15 protein-coding genes are annotated in these 21,572 nt (G+C 69.1%); 6 read left to right on the forward strand and 9 right to left on the reverse strand.

The annotated features are described in order from the left end of the window. Positions 1-34: 34 nt before the first annotated feature. Complete coding sequence (cimA, locus tag FHS42_RS14340; RefSeq protein WP_184572581.1) at positions 35-1,633, forward strand: citramalate synthase; 1,599 nt, start codon at positions 35-37, stop codon at positions 1,631-1,633. 189 nt (positions 1,634-1,822) lie between these two features. Here cimA and FHS42_RS14345 read toward each other — a convergent pair whose 3' ends face one another. Beyond that, positions 1,823-2,491 carry a YceI family protein gene (locus FHS42_RS14345; RefSeq protein WP_184572582.1) on the reverse strand — a complete coding sequence of 223 codons (669 nt, stop codon included), beginning with the start codon at positions 2,489-2,491 and terminating at the stop codon, positions 1,823-1,825. 715 nt (positions 2,492-3,206) lie between these two features. Between FHS42_RS14345 and FHS42_RS14350 the strand changes: the two genes are divergently transcribed. Continuing rightward, positions 3,207-4,790: an acyl-CoA carboxylase subunit beta gene (locus FHS42_RS14350; RefSeq protein ID WP_184572583.1), complete on the forward strand. Its 1,584-nt coding sequence runs from the start codon at positions 3,207-3,209 to the stop codon at positions 4,788-4,790. Positions 4,791-4,806: 16 nt separating this feature from the next. After that, entirely contained in the window at positions 4,807-5,037 is a 231-nt protein-coding gene (locus FHS42_RS14355; RefSeq protein WP_184572584.1) for an acyl-CoA carboxylase subunit epsilon, read from the forward strand. A gap of 492 nt (positions 5,038-5,529) precedes the next feature. Here the strand turns inward: FHS42_RS14355 and FHS42_RS14360 are convergent, their stop codons facing one another. From FHS42_RS14360 to FHS42_RS14395, 8 genes are all read right to left on the reverse strand, one after another. Beyond that, entirely contained in the window at positions 5,530-6,108 is a 579-nt protein-coding gene (locus FHS42_RS14360) for a GTP-binding protein (RefSeq protein ID WP_184572585.1), read from the reverse strand. Next, positions 6,089-6,907, reverse strand: a complete 819-nt coding sequence (locus FHS42_RS36220; protein WP_246494794.1) for a DUF742 domain-containing protein — start codon at positions 6,905-6,907, stop codon at positions 6,089-6,091. Before FHS42_RS36220 ends, FHS42_RS14360 begins: the two co-directional genes overlap by 20 nt. A 150-nt stretch (positions 6,908-7,057) precedes the next feature. Then, a complete protein-coding gene (locus FHS42_RS14370; RefSeq protein ID WP_184572688.1) occupies positions 7,058-7,471 on the reverse strand; it encodes a roadblock/LC7 domain-containing protein in 414 nt (137 codons plus the stop codon). 10 nt (positions 7,472-7,481) lie between these two features. Then, positions 7,482-11,015, reverse strand: a complete 3,534-nt coding sequence (locus FHS42_RS14375; RefSeq protein WP_184572587.1) for a sensor histidine kinase — start codon at positions 11,013-11,015, stop codon at positions 7,482-7,484. A 325-nt stretch (positions 11,016-11,340) separates the two neighbouring features. Beyond that, the gene (locus FHS42_RS14380) at positions 11,341-11,925 is read right to left on the reverse strand and encodes a GTP-binding protein (RefSeq protein WP_184572588.1); all 585 of its coding nucleotides are present in this window, start codon (positions 11,923-11,925) and stop codon (positions 11,341-11,343) included. After that, positions 11,906-12,319, reverse strand: coding sequence for a DUF742 domain-containing protein (locus FHS42_RS14385; RefSeq protein WP_184572589.1), 414 nt, complete (start codon positions 12,317-12,319; stop codon positions 11,906-11,908). The genes FHS42_RS14380 and FHS42_RS14385 overlap by 20 nt, the downstream gene beginning before the upstream one ends. A 97-nt stretch (positions 12,320-12,416) precedes the next feature. Next, the gene (locus FHS42_RS14390) at positions 12,417-12,830 is read right to left on the reverse strand and encodes a roadblock/LC7 domain-containing protein (RefSeq protein WP_184572689.1); all 414 of its coding nucleotides are present in this window, start codon (positions 12,828-12,830) and stop codon (positions 12,417-12,419) included. A 49-nt stretch (positions 12,831-12,879) separates the two neighbouring features. Then, entirely contained in the window at positions 12,880-17,496 is a 4,617-nt protein-coding gene (locus FHS42_RS14395) for a nitrate- and nitrite sensing domain-containing protein (RefSeq protein ID WP_184572590.1), read from the reverse strand. Between the two features lie 534 nt (positions 17,497-18,030). Here FHS42_RS14395 and FHS42_RS14400 point away from each other — a divergent pair. The 3 genes from FHS42_RS14400 (at position 18,031) to gltX (ending at position 21,245) form a co-directional block, all read left to right on the forward strand. After that, positions 18,031-18,210 (forward strand): hypothetical protein, encoded by a 180-nt coding sequence (locus tag FHS42_RS14400; protein ID WP_184572591.1) that lies wholly within the window; start codon positions 18,031-18,033, stop codon positions 18,208-18,210. A gap of 793 nt (positions 18,211-19,003) precedes the next feature. Continuing rightward, a complete protein-coding gene (locus tag FHS42_RS14405) occupies positions 19,004-19,786 on the forward strand; it encodes a fumarylacetoacetate hydrolase family protein (RefSeq protein WP_184572592.1) in 783 nt (260 codons plus the stop codon). Continuing rightward, positions 19,779-21,245 (forward strand): glutamate--tRNA ligase, encoded by a 1,467-nt coding sequence (gene gltX, locus FHS42_RS14410; RefSeq protein ID WP_184572593.1) that lies wholly within the window; start codon positions 19,779-19,781, stop codon positions 21,243-21,245. Before FHS42_RS14405 ends, gltX begins: the two co-directional genes overlap by 8 nt. Positions 21,246-21,572 lie beyond the last annotated feature (327 nt).

Consider the following 21,572-nt stretch of genomic DNA (forward strand, 5'->3'; position numbering starts at 1 on the left):
GGTAGACCGAGATCCCGACAGGAGCAAGATCAGCATGACGGACGCACCCGACGACCATTTCCACGTGTTCGACACCACGCTGCGCGATGGAGCACAGCGTGAGGGCATCAACCTCACCGTCGCGGACAAGCTGACCATCGCGCGACACCTGGACGACTTTGGTGTGGGCTTCATCGAAGGCGGCTGGCCGGGAGCCAACCCCCGCGACACGGAGTTCTTCAGGAGGGCCCGCACCGAGATCGACTTCAAGCATGCGCAACTCGTCGCCTTCGGTTCGACGCGTAGGGCTGGGGCGCGGGCCGCGGACGACCCACAGGTGCGGGCGCTGCTCGATTCCCAGGCGCCCGTCATCACGCTGGTCGCCAAGTCGCACGATCGGCACGTCGAACTCGCCCTGCGCACCACGCTGGAGGAGAACCTGGAGATGGTGCGGGACACCGTCTCCTACCTCCGGGCGCAGGGCCGCCAGGTGTTCGTGGACTGCGAGCACTTCTTCGACGGCTACCGGGGCAACCCCGGCTACGCCAAGCAGGTCGTCTGCGCCGCCCACGAGGCGGGCGCCGCCGTCGTCGTACTGTGCGACACCAACGGCGGCATGCTGCCCGCGCAGGTGCAGGCAGTCGCCGCCAGCGTGCTCGCCGAGACCGGAGCGCGCCTTGGCATCCACGCCCAAGACGACACCGGCTGCGCCGTCGCCAACACCCTTGCCGCCGTTGACGCGGGCGCTACCCACGTGCAGTGCACCGCCAACGGTTACGGCGAGCGGGTCGGCAACGCCAACTTGTTCCCGGTGGTCGCCGCGCTGGAGCTGAAGTACGGCAAGACGGTGCTGCCCGCCGGGTCGTTGGCCGAAATGACCCGGATCTCGCACGCGATCGCCGAGGTCGTCAACCTCACCCCCTCAACCCACCAGCCCTACGTCGGTGTCTCCGCCTTCGCCCACAAGGCCGGTCTGCACGCGTCGGCGATCAAGGTGGACCCGGATCTGTACCAGCACATCGACCCTGAGCGGGTCGGTAACACCATGCGGATGCTGGTCTCCGACATGGCGGGCCGCGCCTCCATCGAGCTCAAGGGCAAGGAACTCGGCATCGACATCGGTGACGACCGCGCGTTGGTCGCACGGGTCGTGAAGCGGGTCAAGGAACGCGAACTGGCGGGCTACAGCTACGAGGCGGCCGACGCGTCCTTCGAACTGCTGCTCCGCGCGGAGGCGGAGGGCAGGGCACGCCGCTACTTCCGGGTCGAGTCCTGGCGCGGCATCATCGAGACCCGCCCTGATGGCACGCACGCCAACGAAGCCACCGTCAAGCTGTGGGCCAAGGGGGAGCGGATCGTCGCCACAGCGGAGGGCAATGGCCCCGTCAACGCTCTGGACCGGGCGCTGCGGGTGGGCCTGGAGCGGATCTATCCGCAGCTCGCCGGGTTGGAACTGGTCGATTACAAGGTCCGCATCCTGGAAGGCAGGCACGGCACCGAATCGACCACCCGCGTGCTGGTGTCCACCAGTGACGGAGGGGGCGAGTGGTCCACGGTAGGCGTTGCGGACAACGTCATCGCCGCTTCCTGGGAGGCGCTGGAGGACGCGTACACCTACGGCCTGCTCCGCGCGGGCGTGGAACCGCAGGAGTAGCGACCGCGAGGGGCGGCGCCCATGTCGTGACTGCGGTCACTCGGGGTGAGCGGTCATGAGGTGGCAGCGATCGCGGGTACCAGCGCCCGCAGGCAAGCGGCCAGGGGAGGAGCCGCACCCACCACCGACCGCGGCCCCGGCCGGCCCCTGGGGGAGGGGCAACAGGCCGGGGCCGCGGAGCAGGTGTCGTCAGGCTGCCGGGGCGGCCTTGACGGCGGAGATGTCGAAGGTGAGCTTCACCTTGTCGCTGACCATGACGCCGCCGGTCTCCAGCGCGGCGTTCCAGGTCAGGCCCCAGTCGGAGCGAAGGATGGTGGCGCTTCCCTCGAAGCCGACGCGCTCCGCGCCGTAAACATCGGTCGCCGCACCGTTGAAGTCGAGGTCGATGCTCAGCGGGCGGGTGACGCCCTTGATGGTCAGGTCACCGGTGACGCGGAAGCGGTCGTCGTCGATCGACTCGACGGCGGTGCTACGGAAGGTCATCAGCGGGAACTGTTCGGCGGCGAAGAAGTCGTCGCCGACCAGGTGCGCGTCACGATCCTTGATGCCGGTGTCCACGCTGGCGATCTTGATGTCGATGGAGGCGGAGGACCGGGTCGGGTCGGTGCCGTCGAGGCGCAGCGCGCCCTCGTGGTCAGTGAACGAGCCCCGCACATTGGTGACCATCGCGTGCCGCACCGTAAAGCCGATGCTGCTGTGTGCTGGGTCGATCGTGTACTCGCCGGTGAGCCCCGCGAGGGCCGGGTCGGCCTGGGGAGCCCTGGAGGCCGCCGCATCGATGACGGCGGTGCCAGCGGTGCCAGCGGCGGTGTCGTGGGTGGCCGGAACGGTGCTGCGCTTGCGGTTGAACAGAGCCATGGCTCCTCCTCGGGGCGTTGTTGTTTAAGCTTCAACGATATTGAGGGTAGGGGCATTCCGTTCAATTTTCAACCTTCCAGCTTTTCGTTCCCTCCCGCCCCGTGCTCAGCTCTCCATGCCCGTGCACCGCCCCGTGTCCCGTGCCCCGGCCCCGCCTTGCTCCGTGCCCCGTGCTCCGTGCCCCGTATCTCGGCCCCGTGCCCACGTACCCCCGGCCCGACCGTGCTCCGTGCTCCGTGCTCCGTATCTCGGCCCCGTGCCCCGTGCCCCGTGCCCCGCGCCGCCGCTCCGCTCCGCCCCTCCGCCCGTCTCGTATCCGTGGCGCTTCGTTCATCTGAGATCTCTGGCGAACGCGCCGCGCACTCGGGCATCATCCTGGGGCTCCACCTGCACAGCCGACCCACCCATCGCCCGGTCTGTCCTCAGCAGCGCCCCCGGCCCCCGCCCTGCCGGGCGCTCCGCCCCACCCCCGCCCCGTCCCCCGCGTCCGGCCCCGGCCCCGGCAAGGCTGAAGGCTGCGGCCGGTCCGCGGCTGTTGAGGTGCGACGAGCGGACACCCCTACGCTTTGTGGGGTACACACAGAGCCAACTAGGGGTTCGGAGAGCGTTGTGGGAAGGGCGCAGTGCAGTTCTGCCGCCTGTGACACGAAAACGGGCATGACGTTGTAGGAAAACGACATGAGGTTCACAGGCCCGAGGAACGTACCGTCGTTCCATGACCAATCTCGAAGGTGCGCCCGTAGCGGCGAGTGACGTCCGTGGGCGCGTCGCCGAGCTGCACGCCATCCGCGAGCAGGCTCGGCGTGGTCCGAGCGAGCGGGCGACCGAGGCTCAAAAGGCCAAGGGCAAACTGACGGCTCGGGAGCGGATCGACCTCCTACTCGATGAGGGCTCCTTCAGCGAGGTCGAGCCCCTGCGCCGACACCGGGCAGTCGGTTTCGGCCTGGAGACCAAGAGGCCCTACACGGACGGCGTCGTCACCGGCTGGGGCACCGTGCACGGCCGCACCGTCTTCGTCTACGCACACGACTTCCGGATCTTCGGCGGCGCGCTCGGCGAGGCCCACGCCACCAAGATCCACAAGATCATGGACATGGCCATCTCGGCCGGTGCGCCCCTGGTGTCCCTCAACGACGGCGCCGGGGCCCGTATCCAGGAGGGCGTCTCGGCGCTCGCGGGGTACGGCGGCATCTTCCAGCGCAACACCCGCGCCTCCGGCGTCATCCCGCAGATCTCGGTCATGCTCGGCCCGTGTGCGGGGGGCGCGGCGTACAGCCCCGCGTTGACCGACTTCGTCTTCATGGTCCGTGAGACCTCGCAGATGTTCATCACCGGACCCGACGTCGTCCAGGCGGTCACCGGTGAGAAGGTCTCGCAAAACGGCCTCGGCGGCGCGGATGTGCACGCCGAGACCTCGGGCGTGTGCCACTTCGCGTACGACGACGAGGAGACGTGCCTCGAAGAGGTGCGCTACCTGCTCTCCCTGCTGCCGCAGAACAACCGGGAGAACCCGCCGGTCGTCCAGCCCGCCGACCCGGTTGACCGGCGCGGTGACGCGCTGCTCGACCTGGTTCCGGCCGATGGCAACCGGCCGTACGACATGCGCAAGGTCATCGAAGAGATCGTCGATGACGGCGAGTACCTGGAGGTCCACGAGCGCTGGGCCACCAACATCATCTGCGCACTCGCCCGGCTCGACGGCGCCGTCGTCGGGATCGTCGCCAACCAGCCGCAGTCGCTGGCCGGGGTGCTCGACATCGAGGCGTCGGAGAAGTCCGCGCGCTTCATTCAGATGTGTGACGCCTTCAACATCCCGCTGATCACCCTGCTCGATGTGCCGGGCTTCCTGCCCGGCGTTGACCAGGAGCACGGCGGGATCATCCGACACGGCGCCAAGATGCTGTACGCGTACTGCAACGCCACCGTGCCGCGCATCTCGGTCATCCTGCGCAAGGCGTACGGCGGCGCCTACATCGTCATGGACTCCCAGTCCATCGGCGCCGACCTCACGTATGCCTGGCCGACCAACGAGATCGCCGTGATGGGCGCCGAGGGCGCGGCCAACGTCATCTTCCGCAAGCAGATCGCCAGCGCGGACGACCCGGAGGCCATGCGCGCCCGCATGGTCAAGGAGTACAAGTCCGAGCTGATGCACCCCTACTACGCCGCCGAGCGTGGCCTGGTTGACGATGTCATCGACCCGGTCGATACCCGCGAGGTGCTGATCCGATCCCTGGCGATGCTGCGCAACAAGCACGCCGACCTGCCGTCCCGCAAGCACGGCAACCCGCCGCAGTAATGGAGAAACAGAGACTGTGAGCACCGCAGCCGACACCACCACCGACTCGCCGACCGACACCGTGGTCCGGGTAGAGAAGGGCCACGCCGACGCGGAGGAACTCGCCGCCGTCACCGCGGTCTTGCTCGCCCGCGCCGCCGCTACGCAGGGCCACTCGGCGGTCCCAACGCCCCTTCGCTCCGCCGCGCGCTGGCGCCGTTTGGAGCGCACACCCGGCTTCCGCGCGCCGCACAGCTGGCAGCGCTGACCGACTCATCGGTTGGCGGCGCGGCCCAGGCAGTTCGCAGGGCCCGCTCGGTCCCGTGGCGCCCGTACGGGCCCGCGGCACGGCCCTGTGACTGCCCAGCCGCCCCGTTTGCGCGGCCCGGCACGTCCGGGTCAGCCTGACCCCGCACGCAGTAACGCCCTCGGCTCTCTTGAAGAGAGCCGAGGGCGTTTGCCGTTTGCGGGCTGGGCACGCCCAGGGCGAGCGCGGCGCACGAAAGGCGCGGCCGTTCGGCGCCCGCGGCGGCCCGCGTCACGGCCGGAGGGCCCGTACGGGACTACGCAACGGGCCGTAAGGGCCCGTACGGCACACGAAACGGGCCGCTGGCGGACCGGGGTGGGACCGCACGGCCGGGAAGGACACAGCGCGGGACGGGGAGCTGATGAGGGGGCGCAAGGACGGCGCAGGGTGGAAGGTCGGTGCGCGGCGAAGGGGCCCGTTCGTGCTGCGGCCCCCGCCCCGTCCTACGGCGGACTAGCGCAATCGAGCCATGAGCGCGTGCTCGACTAGGGTGATGAGCGCGCTCTTGGCCTCGCCGCGGTTCCGGGCGTCGGTGATGATGATGGGCGCGTCGGGGCCGATTTGCAGCGCCTCGCGGACCTCGTCGGGGGTGTACGGCTGGTGTCCGTCGAAGCCGTTGAGGGCGATGACGAAGGGCAGCCCGGAGTTCTCGAAGTAGTCAACGGCGGGGAAGCAGTCCGCGAGGCGGCGGGTGTCCACCAAGACGATGGCGCCGATGGCGCCGCGTACCAGGTCGTCCCACATGAACCAGAAACGGTCCTGCCCCGGGGTTCCGAACAGATACAGGATCAGATCCTGGTCGAGCGTGATGCGACCGAAGTCCATGGCCACCGTGGTGGTGGTCTTGTCCGGCGCGTGCGTGAGGTCATCGATCCCCGCCGATGCGGAGGTCATCACGGCTTCGGTGCGCAGCGGGTTGATCTCCGAGACCGCGCCGACGAACGTGGTCTTGCCCACGCCGAAGCCGCCCGCCACCACGATCTTCGCGGAGGTGGTGGAGCGGGCTGCACCGCTAGAGCTTGCGAAGTCCACTGAGCACCCTTTCGAGCAGTGTCACGTCAGGCTGACCGCCGGCGGTCTCGTCACCGCCGGGCTGATGGATGGCGACGAGCCCCGCCTCGGCCAAGTCGGCGACGAGGATGCGGGAGACGCCAAGGGGGATGGAGAGAAGCGCGGAGATCTCGGCAACCGACTTGATCTCACGGCACAGATGGCAGATCCGCTGGTGCTCGGGCAGTTGGCCCTGGAGCTGGTACGGATCGGCGGTGGTGCTGACCAGCGCCTCGATGGCGAGGTGGTAACGGGGCCGGGTCCGGCCACCGGTCATGGCGTACGGGCGCACCAGCGGGTTGTGCGCGCCTCCGGCCGGTGCGGGAGCGGGCTCCGGCTCGTGGCGTTGGGGCGGCATCGGCTGGATACGCGGGCTGTGCGGCTGGTGCGGTCCGGCGGGCGGTTCGTAGCCCGGCTGCGGCTGCGCGGGCTGCCGCGGCTGGTAGTACGGCTGGCTGTGGCGGGGCTGCTGGTAAGGCTGCCGCTCGTACGGGCGCTGTTGCTGTGGGTCGTTGCCCCAGCCCCGATCCTGCGACTGCTGGGGGTACTGAGGGCTCTGGGATTGCTGCGGTTGCTGGGAATGATGCGGTTGCTGAGGGTACTGAGACTGCTGGCCGTGCTGGGGGTATTGCTGGTACGGGAGGTGCGGCTGCCATGGGCCCTGCTGAGGCTGGCGGTACGGCGGGCGCTGCTGCTCAGCGTCCCCGCCGGCGGCAGACCGCTGCTGGGGTGCTGGCTGGACCCGACGGCTAGGCGTGGAGGGGAAGTTGAATCGGTTCAGCGGCGCCTCACCCTGGGGGTCAGGCTGCTGCCCTGCACCGTACGAATGGCCGCTCGGGGGCGTTGCCACGGTTCCTCCTCCAACTCGCCTGTCTGCCGGTCGCGCCACCGCACCCTATGGCGCGGTGGCGCGAAACGCACTGTTTGTTTGCTAGTTGAGAAGACTCCCTTGTAGTTCCGCGCGGAGGTCCGGGGTGAGGACGCCGCCCGCGCGGTCAACGAGGAGGGCCATTTCGTAGCCGACGAGACCGATGTCGCACTCGGGGTGAGCGAGCACGGCGAGCGAGGACCCGTCGGTGATGGACATGATGAAGAGGAAGCCGCGTTCCATTTCGACCACGGTCTGGTTGACGGAGCCGCCTTCGAAGATGCGGGACGCTCCTGCGGTCAGCGACGTCAGACCGGAGGCGACGGCCGCCAGTTGGTCGGCCCGGTCGCGGGGGAACCCTTCGGACATCGCCAAAAGGAGTCCGTCGGCGGAGACCACCACCGTGTGGGACACCCCAGGGGTGTTGTCCACGAAGTTGGTGATCAACCAGTTCAGGTTCTGCGCCGCCTGGCTCATCGGGCTCACACTAACGCTCCTGATCGTAGGTGCTGCCGGGGCCGAAGCCCTGTTGGTCATGCTGGTCGTGCGTGCTGTTGTCGGCGCCCGCGTTACGCCCCTGCTGGACCCCGCGCCGCAGGTTACTCAACCTGCCGCGGATGTCCTCCGGCGCCCGTGAGATCTGCGGGCCACCTTGCTGGCTCTCCTCGGCGGCGCCCTCGACCAGATTGGCCTTCGGGACCCGCCGCGGCAGCCCGGAGGGGGTCACTCCGCCGGCCTTCGGCTCACGCAACTGCTCGGCGCGGTGCCAGCGCTCGTCGTTCGCCGATTGCCAACCGGAGTCGGCGTGCTGCGGCTTCTGCTGCTCCGGCTCGGCCTGCTCCTCGGGTGCTGGGTCTGCTGTGTCGGTACGATCCGCCGCCGCAACTGCGGCAGCGGCTGGGTCCACGGCCCCGTCCGGCTCTTGCCACTGCGTGTCACGACGCGGGAGACCAGCGTCGGTGATCGAGTGGATGCCGCTGGGCGAGGGGCCCGGACGGTGAGACTCTACGCGCTCCAAGCCGTCTTCCGCAGCGCCCAAAGGGGGTTCCGTTTGGACGTGCGGCGCATGGCCGAAGTGCCCCTCGTACTCACCTGTCGATGACCACTCGCCCTGTTGGCCAGGCGAGTTGTCCACGGCGTACGGCTGCTGCCCGGTCTCGGACTGGTCCGTATAACCGGCTTCCGGATACGCACCGTTGCGGTAGTTATCGCTCGGGTAACCGCCGTACTCCGGCAGAGCGCCGGTGTTCTGCTCGGCCCCTACGATCGGACGCTGCGATTGACCAGTGTGCTCCGTGTGCTCCGGCACACCGGGATACGGGGCCTGCTGGGCCGCCTCGTACCCGGTGCCGTCACCGTACCCGGCCTCGTACCCGGTGCCGTCACGGTGTTCGGTGCCCTCGTCGTATCCGGACTGGGCGCCGTATCCGGCCTGGTCTTGGTGACCGGCCCGGTCGTCGTATCCGGCCCCGTCGTATCGAGCGTCGTCGTATCGGGCGCCGTCGTCGTATCCGGACTGGTCGCCGTAGGGAGCCGGGGCTCCGTCTCCTTGCGGGGCCGCGTAACCGCTGCCGTAGTAAGAGGAGTCCCGTACGGCGTCGTAACCCACCTGGTGACCGGTGCTCGAATCGGCGCCGTACGCGGCCGAGCCTGCGTCGCCCTGCTGCGCGGCGTCGTGCTTGCTCTCGTACGGGGCGCCGTGCCCGGCCCCGTATGCCGCGCTGTGCCCGGCCTCGTACGAGGGGTTGTGCGTGGTCTCGTACGGGGCGCCGTGCCCGCTCTCGTAACCCGGGTCACGGAAACCGGAATCGGCAGGAGCGTGCTGGGCCCCCAGGGCTTGCGGCGCCTGGGTGGTGGGCTGCTCGGGGACTGGCTGGGAGCGCGCGAAGTCGTTTTTGGGTGGCTCGCCGCCCCCGCCGTGGGTGATCGGCTCGGGCAGCATGACCAGCGAGGTGGTGCCCGCCTGCTCACCCGAGGGGCGCAACTGCACCCGGATGCCGTGTCGGTTGGCCAGTCGGCCGACCACGAACAGGCCCATGCGCTGGGAGATCGCCACGTCCACGGTGGGCGGGTTGGCGAGCTTGTGGTTGATGTCGGCGAAATCCTCGGCGGTCAGGCCGATGCCCTTGTCGTGGATCTCGATCATCACCCGGCCATCGGGCAGCCGGGTCGCGGTGACCCGCACCTTGGTCTGCGGCGAGGAGAAGGTGGCGGCGTTCTCCAACAGTTCGGCCAGCAGGTGCACCAGGTCGGTGACCGCGTTGCCGTGAATCTCGCTTTCCGGTATGCCGGTCAGCTCGATCCGCTCATAGTTCTCCACCTCGGACGAGGCCGCGCGCAACACGTCCACCAATGGCACCGGTTGGTTCCAGCGGCGGCCAGGCTCCTCGCCCGCCAGGACGAGCAGGTTTTCGCCGTTGCGGCGCATGCGGGTGGCCAGGTGGTCCATCCGGAACAGGTTGTCGAGCTGGTCCGGGTCCGCCTCGTTGTTCTCCAGGGTGCTGATCAGCGTGAGCTGCCGCTCGATGAGGCCCTGGTTGCGGCGCGAAAGGTTGGTGAAGATCGCGTTGACGTTGCCCCGTAGCAGCGCCTGCTCGGCGGCGAGCCGCACCGCCTCCCGGTGCACCTGGTCAAAGGCGCGGGCGACCTCGCCGATCTCGTCCCTGGTGCTGATCGGAATCGGCGTCACCCGGGTGTCGATCTGGCCCGGCTCGGTACGGGAGAGCTGATCGACCAGGTCGGGCAGCCGCCGCTCGGCAACCTCGAAGGCGGCATTGCGTAGCCGACGCATGCTCTGGCTCATGGAGCGGGCCATCAGCCCGGCCACGATGAATGCGGCCAGCAGCGCGACCAACACGATCGCGGAGTTGACGAAGGTGTCCCGGCGGGCGTCCGACGAGATCTGCGCTGCCTCGTCCACCGCCTTATCGACGAGCCGTTGCTCGACCGCGCGGTACGCGTCGAACTTGGCGGTCGAAGCGGCGAACCAGGAGTCAGCAGTGATGCCCTGGGAGCGCAGCTCGGACGGCTTCGCACCAGAGCTGATCGCCTTGATCATGGCGTCCATCGACGGCGGCGGGGTGTACTTCTCGCCCTTCGCCTCGGCCTTGGCCTTGGCGTCGGCCACCTGCTTCGCACTGCTCTCCGTGGCCTTTTGCAAGACCGCCTTGAGGTATGCGGTGTCCTCTTCCATGCCGCCGGACTCGAACTCGACCAGGGCGATCCGCTCCAGGTACGTGTACGAGGCCACGGCGGTCAGTTGCGCCCGCAGGTCCGCTTCCCCGGGCCCCGGCTTGACCAGTAGGTGCGTACCGATGGAGCGCTGCAACGATTCAGCGGCCTTGGCCAGCGAGATCGCATAGACGGTGCGGCCATAGGAGGTGATGTTGCCGGTGCCAAGGCCCAGCTCGTTGGTGAACTCCATCAACGGATGCTGGACGGTGACGTAGCCCTCTTCCGTCTGCACCCCAGGCAGCCGCACGGTGTACGCGTTTTGCCGCAGCGAGCCCAGCCGAGGCTCAACGGCGCGGAACGCCTTGAGCCGGCGCTTAAGTCCCGCCTCGCCCGGCATGTCATCGACGCGCTTGTCGAACTCGTCAGCCGCCGCGTCGGTCACGGTACGGGCCCGCTTGACGTCTTCGGATAGGCCGCCCGTCAGCAGGGGAACGGCGGAGGTGTCTCGCTCGTTTATCAGGGCCTGACCGTACGTCGCGGCGGCGCGCACCAGGCGGGCGGTGCGTTCGGCGTCCTGCGCCTCGTTCCAGGTCTGCACCGATGAGGCGACCTGGAAGCCACCGAAGACCAGCGCCACCAGGACCGGGATGAGCAAGATCGCATTCAACCGGACCCGCACTCGCCAGTTGCGCGGCGCCAGTCGGCCGCCGCTGGGCACCGGGGTATCGGGTACGTCTTCGGGCGATGCCACCGTGCGCGATGGCGGCGTGAAGTTGCCCCGGGCCTGACCCTGTGGGGTCTGTGGCTGGGGCGATCCCGTCGCGGGCGCCGTTGTGCTTCGCCTCACTCGACCAACAACCTCTCGGCGTCGGCACCTGATGTTGTGCCGTTCTCGGCTGAGCCCCTACTGCTCAGTTCAGCGAATTCCAGCACGTGAGGCAGGCGCATTCCAAACAGTGGCCGCTATGGACAGAGGACTGTCAGCCAGGGAGATAAAAGGGATGTAAAGGGCGACCGCCGGCAAAATTCAGGAAAACTGCATGCGTAGCGCAATCGCTCGCTTGCGGTACGTGTTGGCCGTGCGGCAATTGTCTGTCGAAACGTTATGAATTTGCTGGCTAGCCGTGGCAAACAACACAACGATGGCTGACGCAACTACCTCGTACGTCACGCTACTTGAGTCGGGCCATCAGCGCGTGCTCGACCAGGGTGATGAGCGCGCTCTTGGCCTCGCCTCGGTTCCGGGCGTCGGTGACGATGATCGGCGTATCGGGGCCGATCTGTAGCGCCTCGCGGACCTCGTCGGGGGAGTAGGGCTGGTGCCCGTTGAAGCCGTTGAGGGCGATGACGAAGGGCAGCCCGGAGTTCTCGAAGTAGTCAACGGCGGGAAAGCAGTCGGCGAGGCGGCGGGTGTCCACCAGGACGACGGCACCGATGGCGCCACGTACCAGGTCATCCCACATAAACCAGAAACGATCCTGCCCTGGCGTACCAAACAGGTACAGGATCAGATCGTCATCGAGCGTGATGCGGCCGAAGTCCATCGCCACGGTCGTCGTGGACTTGTCCTGGACATGGCTTAGATCGTCAATCCCCGCTGATGCGGAGGTCATCACGGCTTCGGTACGCAGCGGGCTGATCTCCGAGACCGCGCCGACGAACGTGGTCTTGCCCACGCCGAATCCGCCCGCCACCACGATCTTCGCGGAGGTGGTGGAACGGGGGGCCGCCGCGTCATTAGAGCTTGCGGAGTCCACTGAGCACCCTTTCCAGCAGAGTCACATCAGGCGTGCCGCCCGCTTCCGATCCGCCGCCGGGCTGGTGGATTGCCACCATGCCCGCCTCGGCCAGGTCGGCCACCAGGATGCGTGCCACGCCGAGCGGTATCGCCAGCAGTGCGGACACCTCCGCAACCGACTTGACCTCGCGGCACAGGTGGCAGATCCGCTGGTGCTCAGGAAGCAACCCCTGCAAGTGGGCGGGGTCTGCCGTCGTGCTGACCAACGCCTCGATGGCCAGCTGGTAACGCGGCCGGGTGCGGCCCCCGGTCATCGCGTAGGGACGCACCAGCGGCTGGTCACCTTCGAATCCGTACGACGCATGGTGATGAGAGGCGCCGTACGGGCCGGTTGAGGCAGCGGGCGGGTTCATGGTTCCTCCGGTCGGGACAGCAAGCTGATAGTGGTGCCGTCGGTCGGTGCCGGTGGGGGAGCCTGGCGGTGAAGCGTGGACGGACGGTGGACGGCGGTCAGTTGAGCAACGTGCCCTGCAATTCGGCACGCAGGTCAGGGGTCAGGACATTACCCGCGCGATCGACGAGAAGAGCCATTTCGTAGCCGACGAGACCGATATCGCAGTCGGGGTGAGCGAGCACGGCGAGCGAGGACCCGTCGGTGATGGACATGATGAAGAGAAAGCCGCGTTCCATTTCGACCACGGTCTGGTTGACGGAGCCGCCTTCGAAGATGCGGGACGCTCCCGCGGTCAGCGACGTCAACCCCGACGCGACCGCCGCGAGTTGGTCGGCCCGATCACGGGGAAACCCTTCGGACATCGCCAAAAGGAGTCCGTCGGCGGAGACCACCACCGTGTGGGACACCCCCGGGGTGTTGTCCACGAAGTTGGTGATCAACCAGTTCAGATTCTGCGCCGCCTGGCTCATCGGGCTCAACTAACGCTCCTGCTGGTGAAGGGGACCACGACCGCGATACTCATGGCCGACCGTCCGTTCCGGCCTGACGGCCTTGCTGAATACCGCGTCGAAGGTTGGTCAGCCGCCCGCGTACGTCACTGGGTGCGCGGGAGACCTGAGGGCCGCTGCCCTGTTGGGTGGGCTGCTCCTCGGCAGTGCCCTCAACAAGGTTGGCGCGCGGCACCCTGCGAGGTAGGCCGGAGGAGGTCACTCCGCCGGCGGCGGGCTCGCGGACCTGCTCGGCCCGTCGCCAGCGCTCATCGTTGGGGGAGGAGCGCCAAGCCGCGGCCCCGTCGGCGGCGGACGTGGCCGCCGCCCCGGCCCCGTCTGATGCCTGGGAAGTACGAAGCTGCTGACCGGTGTCGGGCCCTTGGGCCGCCTCCTGCTGGCTGGGCGCGCGCCGGGGCAACAGCGGCGCCGTGGCGGCTGCCGTTGACCGCACGGGCTCGGAGTGATCGACCGCCCTGGAGCCGTCAGCCTGCGTCGGCTGAACGGGGCCACCTAGCGGGGCGGGCCCCTGCGAGCTACGGAACCAACGCGACTCGATCGTGTCGAAGATCGGGGTGCCACCGCCGTCGAAGCCCTGAGGAAGCGGCAGTTCGCCGGTGAGGTGGTCCTCCTCGGGCGCTGGGCTCAACTCAGCACGTGGCGCGCCACCAAGACCCACACCGGGCCCGCCCTGCGGCAGGTGCGCCCCCCCGCGGCCGGGCGGCGGGCCGTTGAAGTCGGGCCGCTCGAACTGCGCGGTGTCACCCGGGCCGCCACGCCCGAAGGGGGGCTGCGCGTACTCACCGGTGTCGCTTGGGCGTTGGTAGTTGCCGGTGTCGCTTGGACGCTGGTAGCTGCCGGTGTCGCCCGGGCCGCCGCGTCCGGTGTCGGGCTGGGCGTACGAGCCGGTGGCTGGGTCGAGGTCGGGCCTCGGATAGCCGCCGGTGTCCTCGGCGCCGGGCTGGGCGTATCCGCCGGTGTCCGATGGCCGGGGGTACTCACCCGTGTCGGTGGGCTGGGCGTACGCGCCGCTGTCGGTGGGTCGCAGATACCTGCCGGAGTCACCGGGGCGGGGGTACTCGCCCGTGTCCGATGGCCGGGCGTACTCGCCGGTGTCCGATGGCCGGGCGTACTCGCCCGTGTCGCTGGGCCGCGGGTATGCGCCGGTGTCGCCGGGGCGCTCTGCCGGGGCACCGGGCAGAGCGAACTGACCCGTGCCTGTGGGGCGTACGAATGCGCCGGTGTCGTTGGGACGTGGGTAGCCGCCGGTGTCGTTGGGGCGGGGGTGACTGCCGGTGTCGCCTGGGCCGGCGCGTCCGGTGTCGGGCTGCCCGTATGCGCCGGTGTCGCCGGGGCGGGGGTACTCACCCGTATCCGATGGCCGGTGATAAGCACCGGTGTCCGATGGCCGGGGGTATTCGCCCGTATCGCCTAGGCCGCCTGTCGGGCCGGCCGGCAGCGCGAACTGGCCGGTGTCACCCGGGCCCCGGTCGGAGGCGGAAGGGCCGGGCCGCTGGGAGGGCAGCGCATACGCGCCGGTGTCTCCGGGGCCGCCACCGACGCCGCGCGGCTGCGCGTACTCGCCAGTGTCACCTGCGTTCGGCCGGGCGTAGCCGCCGGTGTCTGCGCCGCGCGGCTGCTCGTACTCGCCCGTGTCGCCCGACCTGGCTCCGCCGCGCGCATGCTCCGGTACGGAGAACTCGCCCGTGTCCCCGGGGCCGCCGGCGGCGCCGCGCGGGAAGGTGGGCGTGGTGTCGATCTCCCCGTGGCCGCGCGCATCGCGGTCGGTGGGCCAGTCGTCCGCCGCGGCGGCGCGCCGGGCACCCCAGCTTGAGCCGGGGCGCTGCGATTCACTGTCCGCGGACCGCGCGTCGTCGGCGACGGACTCCGGCGCCGTGGGGCCAGGTGCGCCAGGCAGTTCCGCAGCGGGGCCCCGCTGCGGGAGCTGCCGGCGTGATCCTGCTTCGCCAGAGCGGCCCGCGTTTGCCGGGGCTCCGGTCGGCGGGGCAATGGTGGGTCCGCTGTCCGGCGCTGGTGCCGCGTCCTGGCCACCGCGCGGGGGCAGCGCCGGACGGTCGCCACCGGGGTCCTGCTCAGGACCGGTGTTCGCGGCGTTGCGCGCGCCCGCCCGGCTGCCACCAAAGAAGTCACCTGTGGCCGCCGGGACGTTTCCGCCACCGCTGGCCCGGTTGCCGCTGCCACCGCTGCCGAAGAAGTCGCCGGCGCTCGGCGCACTGCCCCCCGCCCCGTTGTTGGGCACCGAGGCGCCTACGGGGCGGGTCGGAAGGCCGCTACTGGTAGCGCCGCCGCGCGGGGGCTGACCGCTGCTCGGGCCGCCGGGTGCTGCCGGGCCGCCGGTGTTGCCGCCGGCCGGCCTGCGCGGCGCCGAGCCGTTGCCAAGCTCCGCGCGCGGGCCCGCAGCGGGCACCTGGCGGCGCGGACCGGTGGCGGTCAGCCCGGCCGCACCGTTGCCGCCCGGGCCACTTGCCTGACCACCGGCCTGAGCGCCCGGCTTGCCGAGCGCGGGCGTGGCCGAACCTGGGGCACCAGACGACGTCGGAGGGGTCTTCTTGCCGCCGCCCTGCGCCACATCGACCGGCAGCATGACGAGCGCGGTCGTACCGCCCGAGTCGGACGGCCGGAGCTGGATGCGGATGCCGTGCCGCAGCGACAGGCGGCCGACCACGAACAGGCCCATGCGACGCGAGACCGAAACGTCCACGGTGGGCGGGCTGGCCAGCCGCTCGTTGATCGCCGCCAGGTCCTCGGGGGAGAGGCCGATGCCGGTGTCGTGGATCTCCACGAGCACCCGGCCGTCAGGCAACGCATGCCCGGTGACCTTGACCTTGGTCTGCGGTGAGGAGAAGGAAGTCGCGTTCTCCAACAGCTCGGCGAGCAGGTGCACCAGGTCGTTGACGACCCGGCCCGCAACCTCGGTGCCGGGCACCGAGCTGAGCTCGATCCGCTCGTACTGCTCCACCTCGGACGCCGCCGCACGGAGCACGTCCACCAGCGGCACGGGGCGAGTCCACCGGCGCCCGGGCTCCTCACCGGCGAGCACGAGCAGGTTCTCACCGTTACGGCGCATACGCGTCGCCAGGTGGTCCAGCTTGAACAGCGAGGACAACTGGTCCGGGTCAGCCTCGCGGGACTCCAACTCGGAGATGAGTGAGAGCTGGCGCTGAATCAGGCCCTGGCTGCGGCGGGAGAGGTTGGTGAACATCGCGTTGACGTTGCCTCGCAGCAGCGCCTGTTCGGCGGCCAGTCGGACCGCCTCGCGGTGCACATCATCGAAAGCCGCGGCCACCTTGCCGATCTCGTCCCGGCTGTGCACACCGACCGACTCCACGGAGGTGTCCACGTCCTGCGGGTCGTGCTCGGACAGCTCCTTGACCAGCTCGGGCAGCCGCTGCTGGGCGACGTCTTGCGCGGTGTCCTGCAACCTGCGCAGCGAGCGCACCATGGAGCGAGAGACGACGAAGGCGCCGACCAGCGAGATGCCGAGCACAAGCAGGATCAGCGCACCGTTGATGAAGGCGTCTTGCTTGGCCTCAGAGCGCAGCTCGCGGGCCTTTTGCTCCATCTCCGTCAGCAGGGTCTGCTCGATCTTGGACATCGCGACGAGCTTGATGCTGTCCTGGTCGTACCAGTCCATGTAGGTGCGGTCCTCGGACGCCAAGCTGTCCGGGTCACGCAACACGCGCAGTGCGTACTTGTTCGCACCGGTGATGTCCGAGTTACCGCCGTTGAGCGGGTCCAGCAGCTCGGAGGAGTCGCCAGGGCGAATCTGGTTGAAGCGACGGAGCGCCTGCTCCTCCTTGTCCAGCGCCGTGTTCGTGTAGCGGCTGTCGTTCGCCGAGAGCTTGGGCTTCTTCGGGTGCGCGAGAGCGGCGCTGATGGAGGCGCGCTGGATGGACGCGTACTCCTTGGCGGACGAGAACGTGGCGAGCGCACGCGTCTGGTTGATCATCGCGCGGTTGCTGGTGGCCTGCGCCATGTCCTGCGAGAGCGAGAGCAGCGAGATGATCAGCTCGTTGTAGCTGACGACCGTCTGCGAGGTGTAGTCCCGGTCCTTGTACGCCTGGTCGCGAATCTCCTGGATCTTCAGGAGCTGCTTCTTGATGTCCACCAGCGTGGACTGCACGCCCTTGACCGTCGGGTCCACCGGGTCAATCTCGTTGGTGGCCTTGGTGAACGCGACGAGCGCCTGGTCAGCCTTCTGGCGGGGCGCGATGACCTGATCGTCCTGGTCGTCCCCGGAACCCGCCAGCGGTCCGGCCGACTGGTCCCGCTCCTCCTGAAGCGCGTTGGCCAGGTCGGTCGCCTGCTGCGTCATCTCGGTGAGCAGCTTCATGTGGTCGAGCTGCTCGATGTTGTCCATCGAGTTTTGGATACGCAACGCACCCAGCGTCGTCGCGGCCACCACGGGAAGCGCAAGCAGCGAGACGAGCCGGGTACTGATCTTCCAGTTACGCAGGGCTATTCGCGGGCCGGGGCCGGTGGGGCCCTTCGCCTTCGGCCGCTCGCCGGATGACTCGTCGCCGCCGGGCGCGGTCGGCCGCGTACTGCCATCCGCACCGCGGTCGGTGCTACCGCGCGGTTCGGGGTCCGCCGCAGCGTTGCCATCCTTCTTGAAACGTCCCTGCACTAGCGTCGCAACCTCTGGACCAGGCGTCCCTCCGCACATGCGGCGAGACGGTGTCGAGTCGTGAGTGACCGGCGCGCTTGAGCCCTTTCTTGTCGAGGAGCGGAGCCGCCACCGCTCGGCGCCCCTCGGCGCCCCCTGCGCGCCAGATGAATCCTGTCGGCGGTCCGTGGAATTCCAGCACAGTGCCGGATGCTCCAACAAGGGCCATGGGTCACGGTGTGGATGCGGTGACGTTACGTGTCAACAAAGTGACCGCATGTGGAAAACAATCGCCGCTATAACGGACTTTTGTGCACGTCCCACGCAGTGGTGATGTGTGTCCGGGTCGCGATGATCAAGGGCGGAACGTCAGCTTCAGTGGCGTAATGCCCGATTCCGGCTGAAGCGGTCGGCGGGCACGATGTGGCATTTGTCCGCCTCTTCGTGAGGAACCTCACATGCTGGACGTGACTGGGCTCGCGGAAACCGGGGGAGGGGCGCGTTTAGCCTGGCGCTTTACATCATCCGCGAAAACGACAAGGTGAGGCAGAATCAGTGAAGACGACAATGATGTTCCGCAACATAGCCAACCCGCGGCGCACCACTCTCGCCCACCTCAAGGACGCCGAAGAGCTCCAGAGCGTGCCCGCCGACGAGCAGCCGGCCCGTTCCGTTGAGCTCCCGTCCCAGACCGCGAACCCCCGACGCACCATCCTCACCGAAGCGCCCCAATAACGCGCCACCCCTCCATAATCGCCGCCCGCCCCCTTCCCCCGCGGGCACCGCGGACGCTTCTCCAGCCCGGCTGGCACCCCCTGCGTAACTGGTCGCGATCTACGCCCCATCTGCCCTGACAACCGCGCCGAGTGGGCGGGCCTCCCCGGCCCCCACACCGCGCCTGGCCGCGCACCGCACCTGCGCCGTCCGCGCTGCGCCGGTGACCCCGCCACGACTGGGCCGCGTGTGGCGAACCCTTGTGCTGAGCGGGCCTTAGCGCGCCGGGCGGGCGCACATGACGGGAGCCGCGTGCGGTTCGGGTGGTGGGCTGCGGCTCCGTGCTCCGTTGGGCCCCGGCCCCGTGTCGGCGCCGTGGCCCCGTGCTTTGTTGAGGGCCCCGTGGGGTCCGCCCTGCGCCCCCGCAGCCGCGTGCCCCCGCCCCGTGGCTCCGTGCTGCGCTGGGGCCGCGGTGCTCCGTGCCCCGTGCCCCGTGCCCCGTGCCCCGTGCTCCGTGCTCCGTGCTCCGTGCCCCGTGCCCCGTGCTCCGTGCTCTGTGCCCCGTTGGCCTGAGCACCTTGCCCCCGCCCCGTACCGGTGCCCGTACCCGGCGCCCGGTGCGGCCCCTGACTTGACATCCGGTTCGCATCTTGACGGTGACGGTGACGATGACGTTGTCCTTGTGACGCTGACGTTGTCGTTATGACGCGTCGATGGCGCGCGGGTGCCGAAAATGCGGGTGCCGAAAACGGGGCGATAGCCTGGAGCGTCAGACTTCAGCCAGTGATCAGTTCAGTGAGGGGCAGCACTTCCCGTGCGCATCGCCAGATTCTCCATCGACGGCAACGTCGCGTTCGGAGTCGTGGAGGGGGACGCCGCCACTGACGGCGGTCCCTTCCTCGACATCATCAAGGGGCATCCCTTCGCCGAATTCGAGCGCTCGGGCCAAAGGGTCCCCCTCGACAAGGTGCGGCTGCTGCCCCCGGTGCTGCCCAACAAGGTCATCGGGATCGGCCGCAACTACCCGGAGCACGCCAAGGAGCTCGGCAACGAGGTCCCCGACGTCCCGGTGACTTTCTTCAAGCCGTCCACCTCGGTGACCGGTCCCGGTGACCCCATCGCCTATCCCTCCTTCTCGCAGGAGGTGCACCACGAGGCGGAACTGGCCGTGGTGATCGGCCGGATGTGCCGTGAGGTCCCGAGAGAGCGGGCCCACGAGGTCGTTCTCGGCTACACCTGTGCCAACGACGTCACCGCCCGTGATGTGCAGCGCAGGGAGCCACAGTGGGCGCGCGCCAAGGGCTTCGACACCTCGTGCCCGCTCGGCCCCTGGGTGGAGACCGACGTCGATCCCGGTGACCTGGCGATCATGTGCACCGTCAACGGTGAACAGCGCCAACTCGGCCGCACCAGTGAGATGGTCCGCTCGGTCGAGGACCTGATCGTGCACATCACCGAGGCGATGACGCTACTCCCGGGCGACGTCATCCTCACGGGCACTCCGGCTGGGGTCGGCCCGCTCAACGTCGGCGACGAGGTCGCCGTCACCATCGAAGGCATCGGCACTCTCACCAACAAGGTGATCAAGCGTGGTTAGCGCATCTTCCGTACGTGTCCGTTTTTGTCCGTCGCCGACCGGTAACCCTCATGTGGGCCTGGTCCGCACCGCCCTGTTCAACTGGGCGTTCGCGCGCCACCACGGCGGCACCCTCGTCTTTCGCATCGAGGACACCGACGCGGCCCGCGACTCGGAGGAGAGCTACGCACAACTCCTCGACTCGATGCGCTGGCTCGGCTTCGACTGGGACGAGGGTCCGGAGGTCGGCGGCCCGCACGCCCCGTACCGGCAGTCGCAGCGCATGGACATCTACGCCGACGTCGCCCGCAAGCTCCAAGAGGGCGGCTTCGCTTACGAGTGCTTTTGCACCACGGAGGAGCTCGACGCCCGCCGTGACGCCGCACGCAAGGCCGGCAAGCCGTCGGGGTACGACGGGAAGTGCCGCGATCTGTCGGCCGAGCAAGTCGCTGCGTACCGTGCCGAGGGCCGCACCCCGATCGTCCGCTTTCGGATGCCGGACACCCCGATCACCTTCACCGACCTGGTGCGGGGAGAGCTGACCTTCACGCCCGAGAACGTTCCGGACTTCGGCATCGTGCGCGCCAACGGGGCCCCGCTCTACACCCTGGTGAACCCGGTTGACGATGCGCTGATGGAGATCACGCACGTACTCCGTGGCGAGGACCTACTCTCCTCGACGCCGCGCCAGGTGGCCCTGTATGCGGCGCTCGGCGAGATCGGCGTGGGCAACGGCACCGCGCCGGCCTTCGGACACCTTCCGTACGTCATGGGCGAGGGCAACAAGAAGCTGTCCAAGCGTGACCCGCAGGCGTCGCTCAACCTCTACCGCGAGCGCGGGTTCCTCCCCGAGGGGCTGCTGAACTACCTGTCCCTGCTGGGCTGGTCGCTCTCCGAAGACCGGGACATCTTCTCCATCGACGAGATGGTCGCCGCCTTCGACCTGACCGATGTGAACGCCAACCCGGCGCGCTTCGACCTGAAAAAGTGCGAGGCCATCAACGCCACTCACCTGCGGGCGCTCGCGCCCGACGAGTTCGTACGCCGCCTGGTGCCGTTCCTCTTTCCGGGCCGGAGCCCCAGCGAGGCCGAACTCGACCTGCTCGCCAAGGCGGCCCCGCTCACCCAGGAGCGGATGGTGGTGCTCGGCGAGGTGGTCGGCATGCTCGGCTTCCTGTTCGTACAGCCGGAGAACTTCCACGTGGACGAGGCGGACGCGGCCAAAGTGCTCACGGAGGAGGCCAAGCCGGTGCTTGCGGCCAGCATCAAAGCACTGGAGACACTGCCGGACTTCACACCCGACCCCATCCAGGCCACACTGCGCGAAGCACTGGTGGACGGTCTCGGTATCAAGCCCAAGTTCGCGTTCACGCCGCTGCGGGTCGCGGTCACCGGGCGCCGAGTCTCGCCACCGCTATTCGAGTCGATGGAACTGCTCGGCCGCGACGAGACACTACGCAGGCTGCGAGCCGCGCTGTAGCCGGCAGCCCGAGCCGATCGCGCGGTGGGCCCCGGCCTCGCCGTCTGTCGGCGTGGTCCGGTCCCTTCCTGCGTCCGGCGGGCTCAGTTGGTCCTTACGACGCCACCGCGGCCTCGTAATGCCTGCTGGGGCGGCCCTTCGGCGGCCCCGTGCCAGCCCTTCAGACGCGTGGGCCGGCCCCGCCGCCTCCGGAGGCGGCGGCACTCTCGCGGGGCTGATATCGGCGCGTACTGGCGGGTACGGGAGCCGTTGAGCGGGTCCTCCCGCCGGGCCGGCGCGCGGACCGGGCGTTGGCCTTATACGGGCGCTCCAGCGCACCTGGGGCGC

The sequence above is a fragment of the Streptomyces zagrosensis genome (genome assembly GCF_014203645.1).
Lineage (GTDB): Bacteria > Actinomycetota > Actinomycetes > Streptomycetales > Streptomycetaceae > Streptomyces > Streptomyces zagrosensis.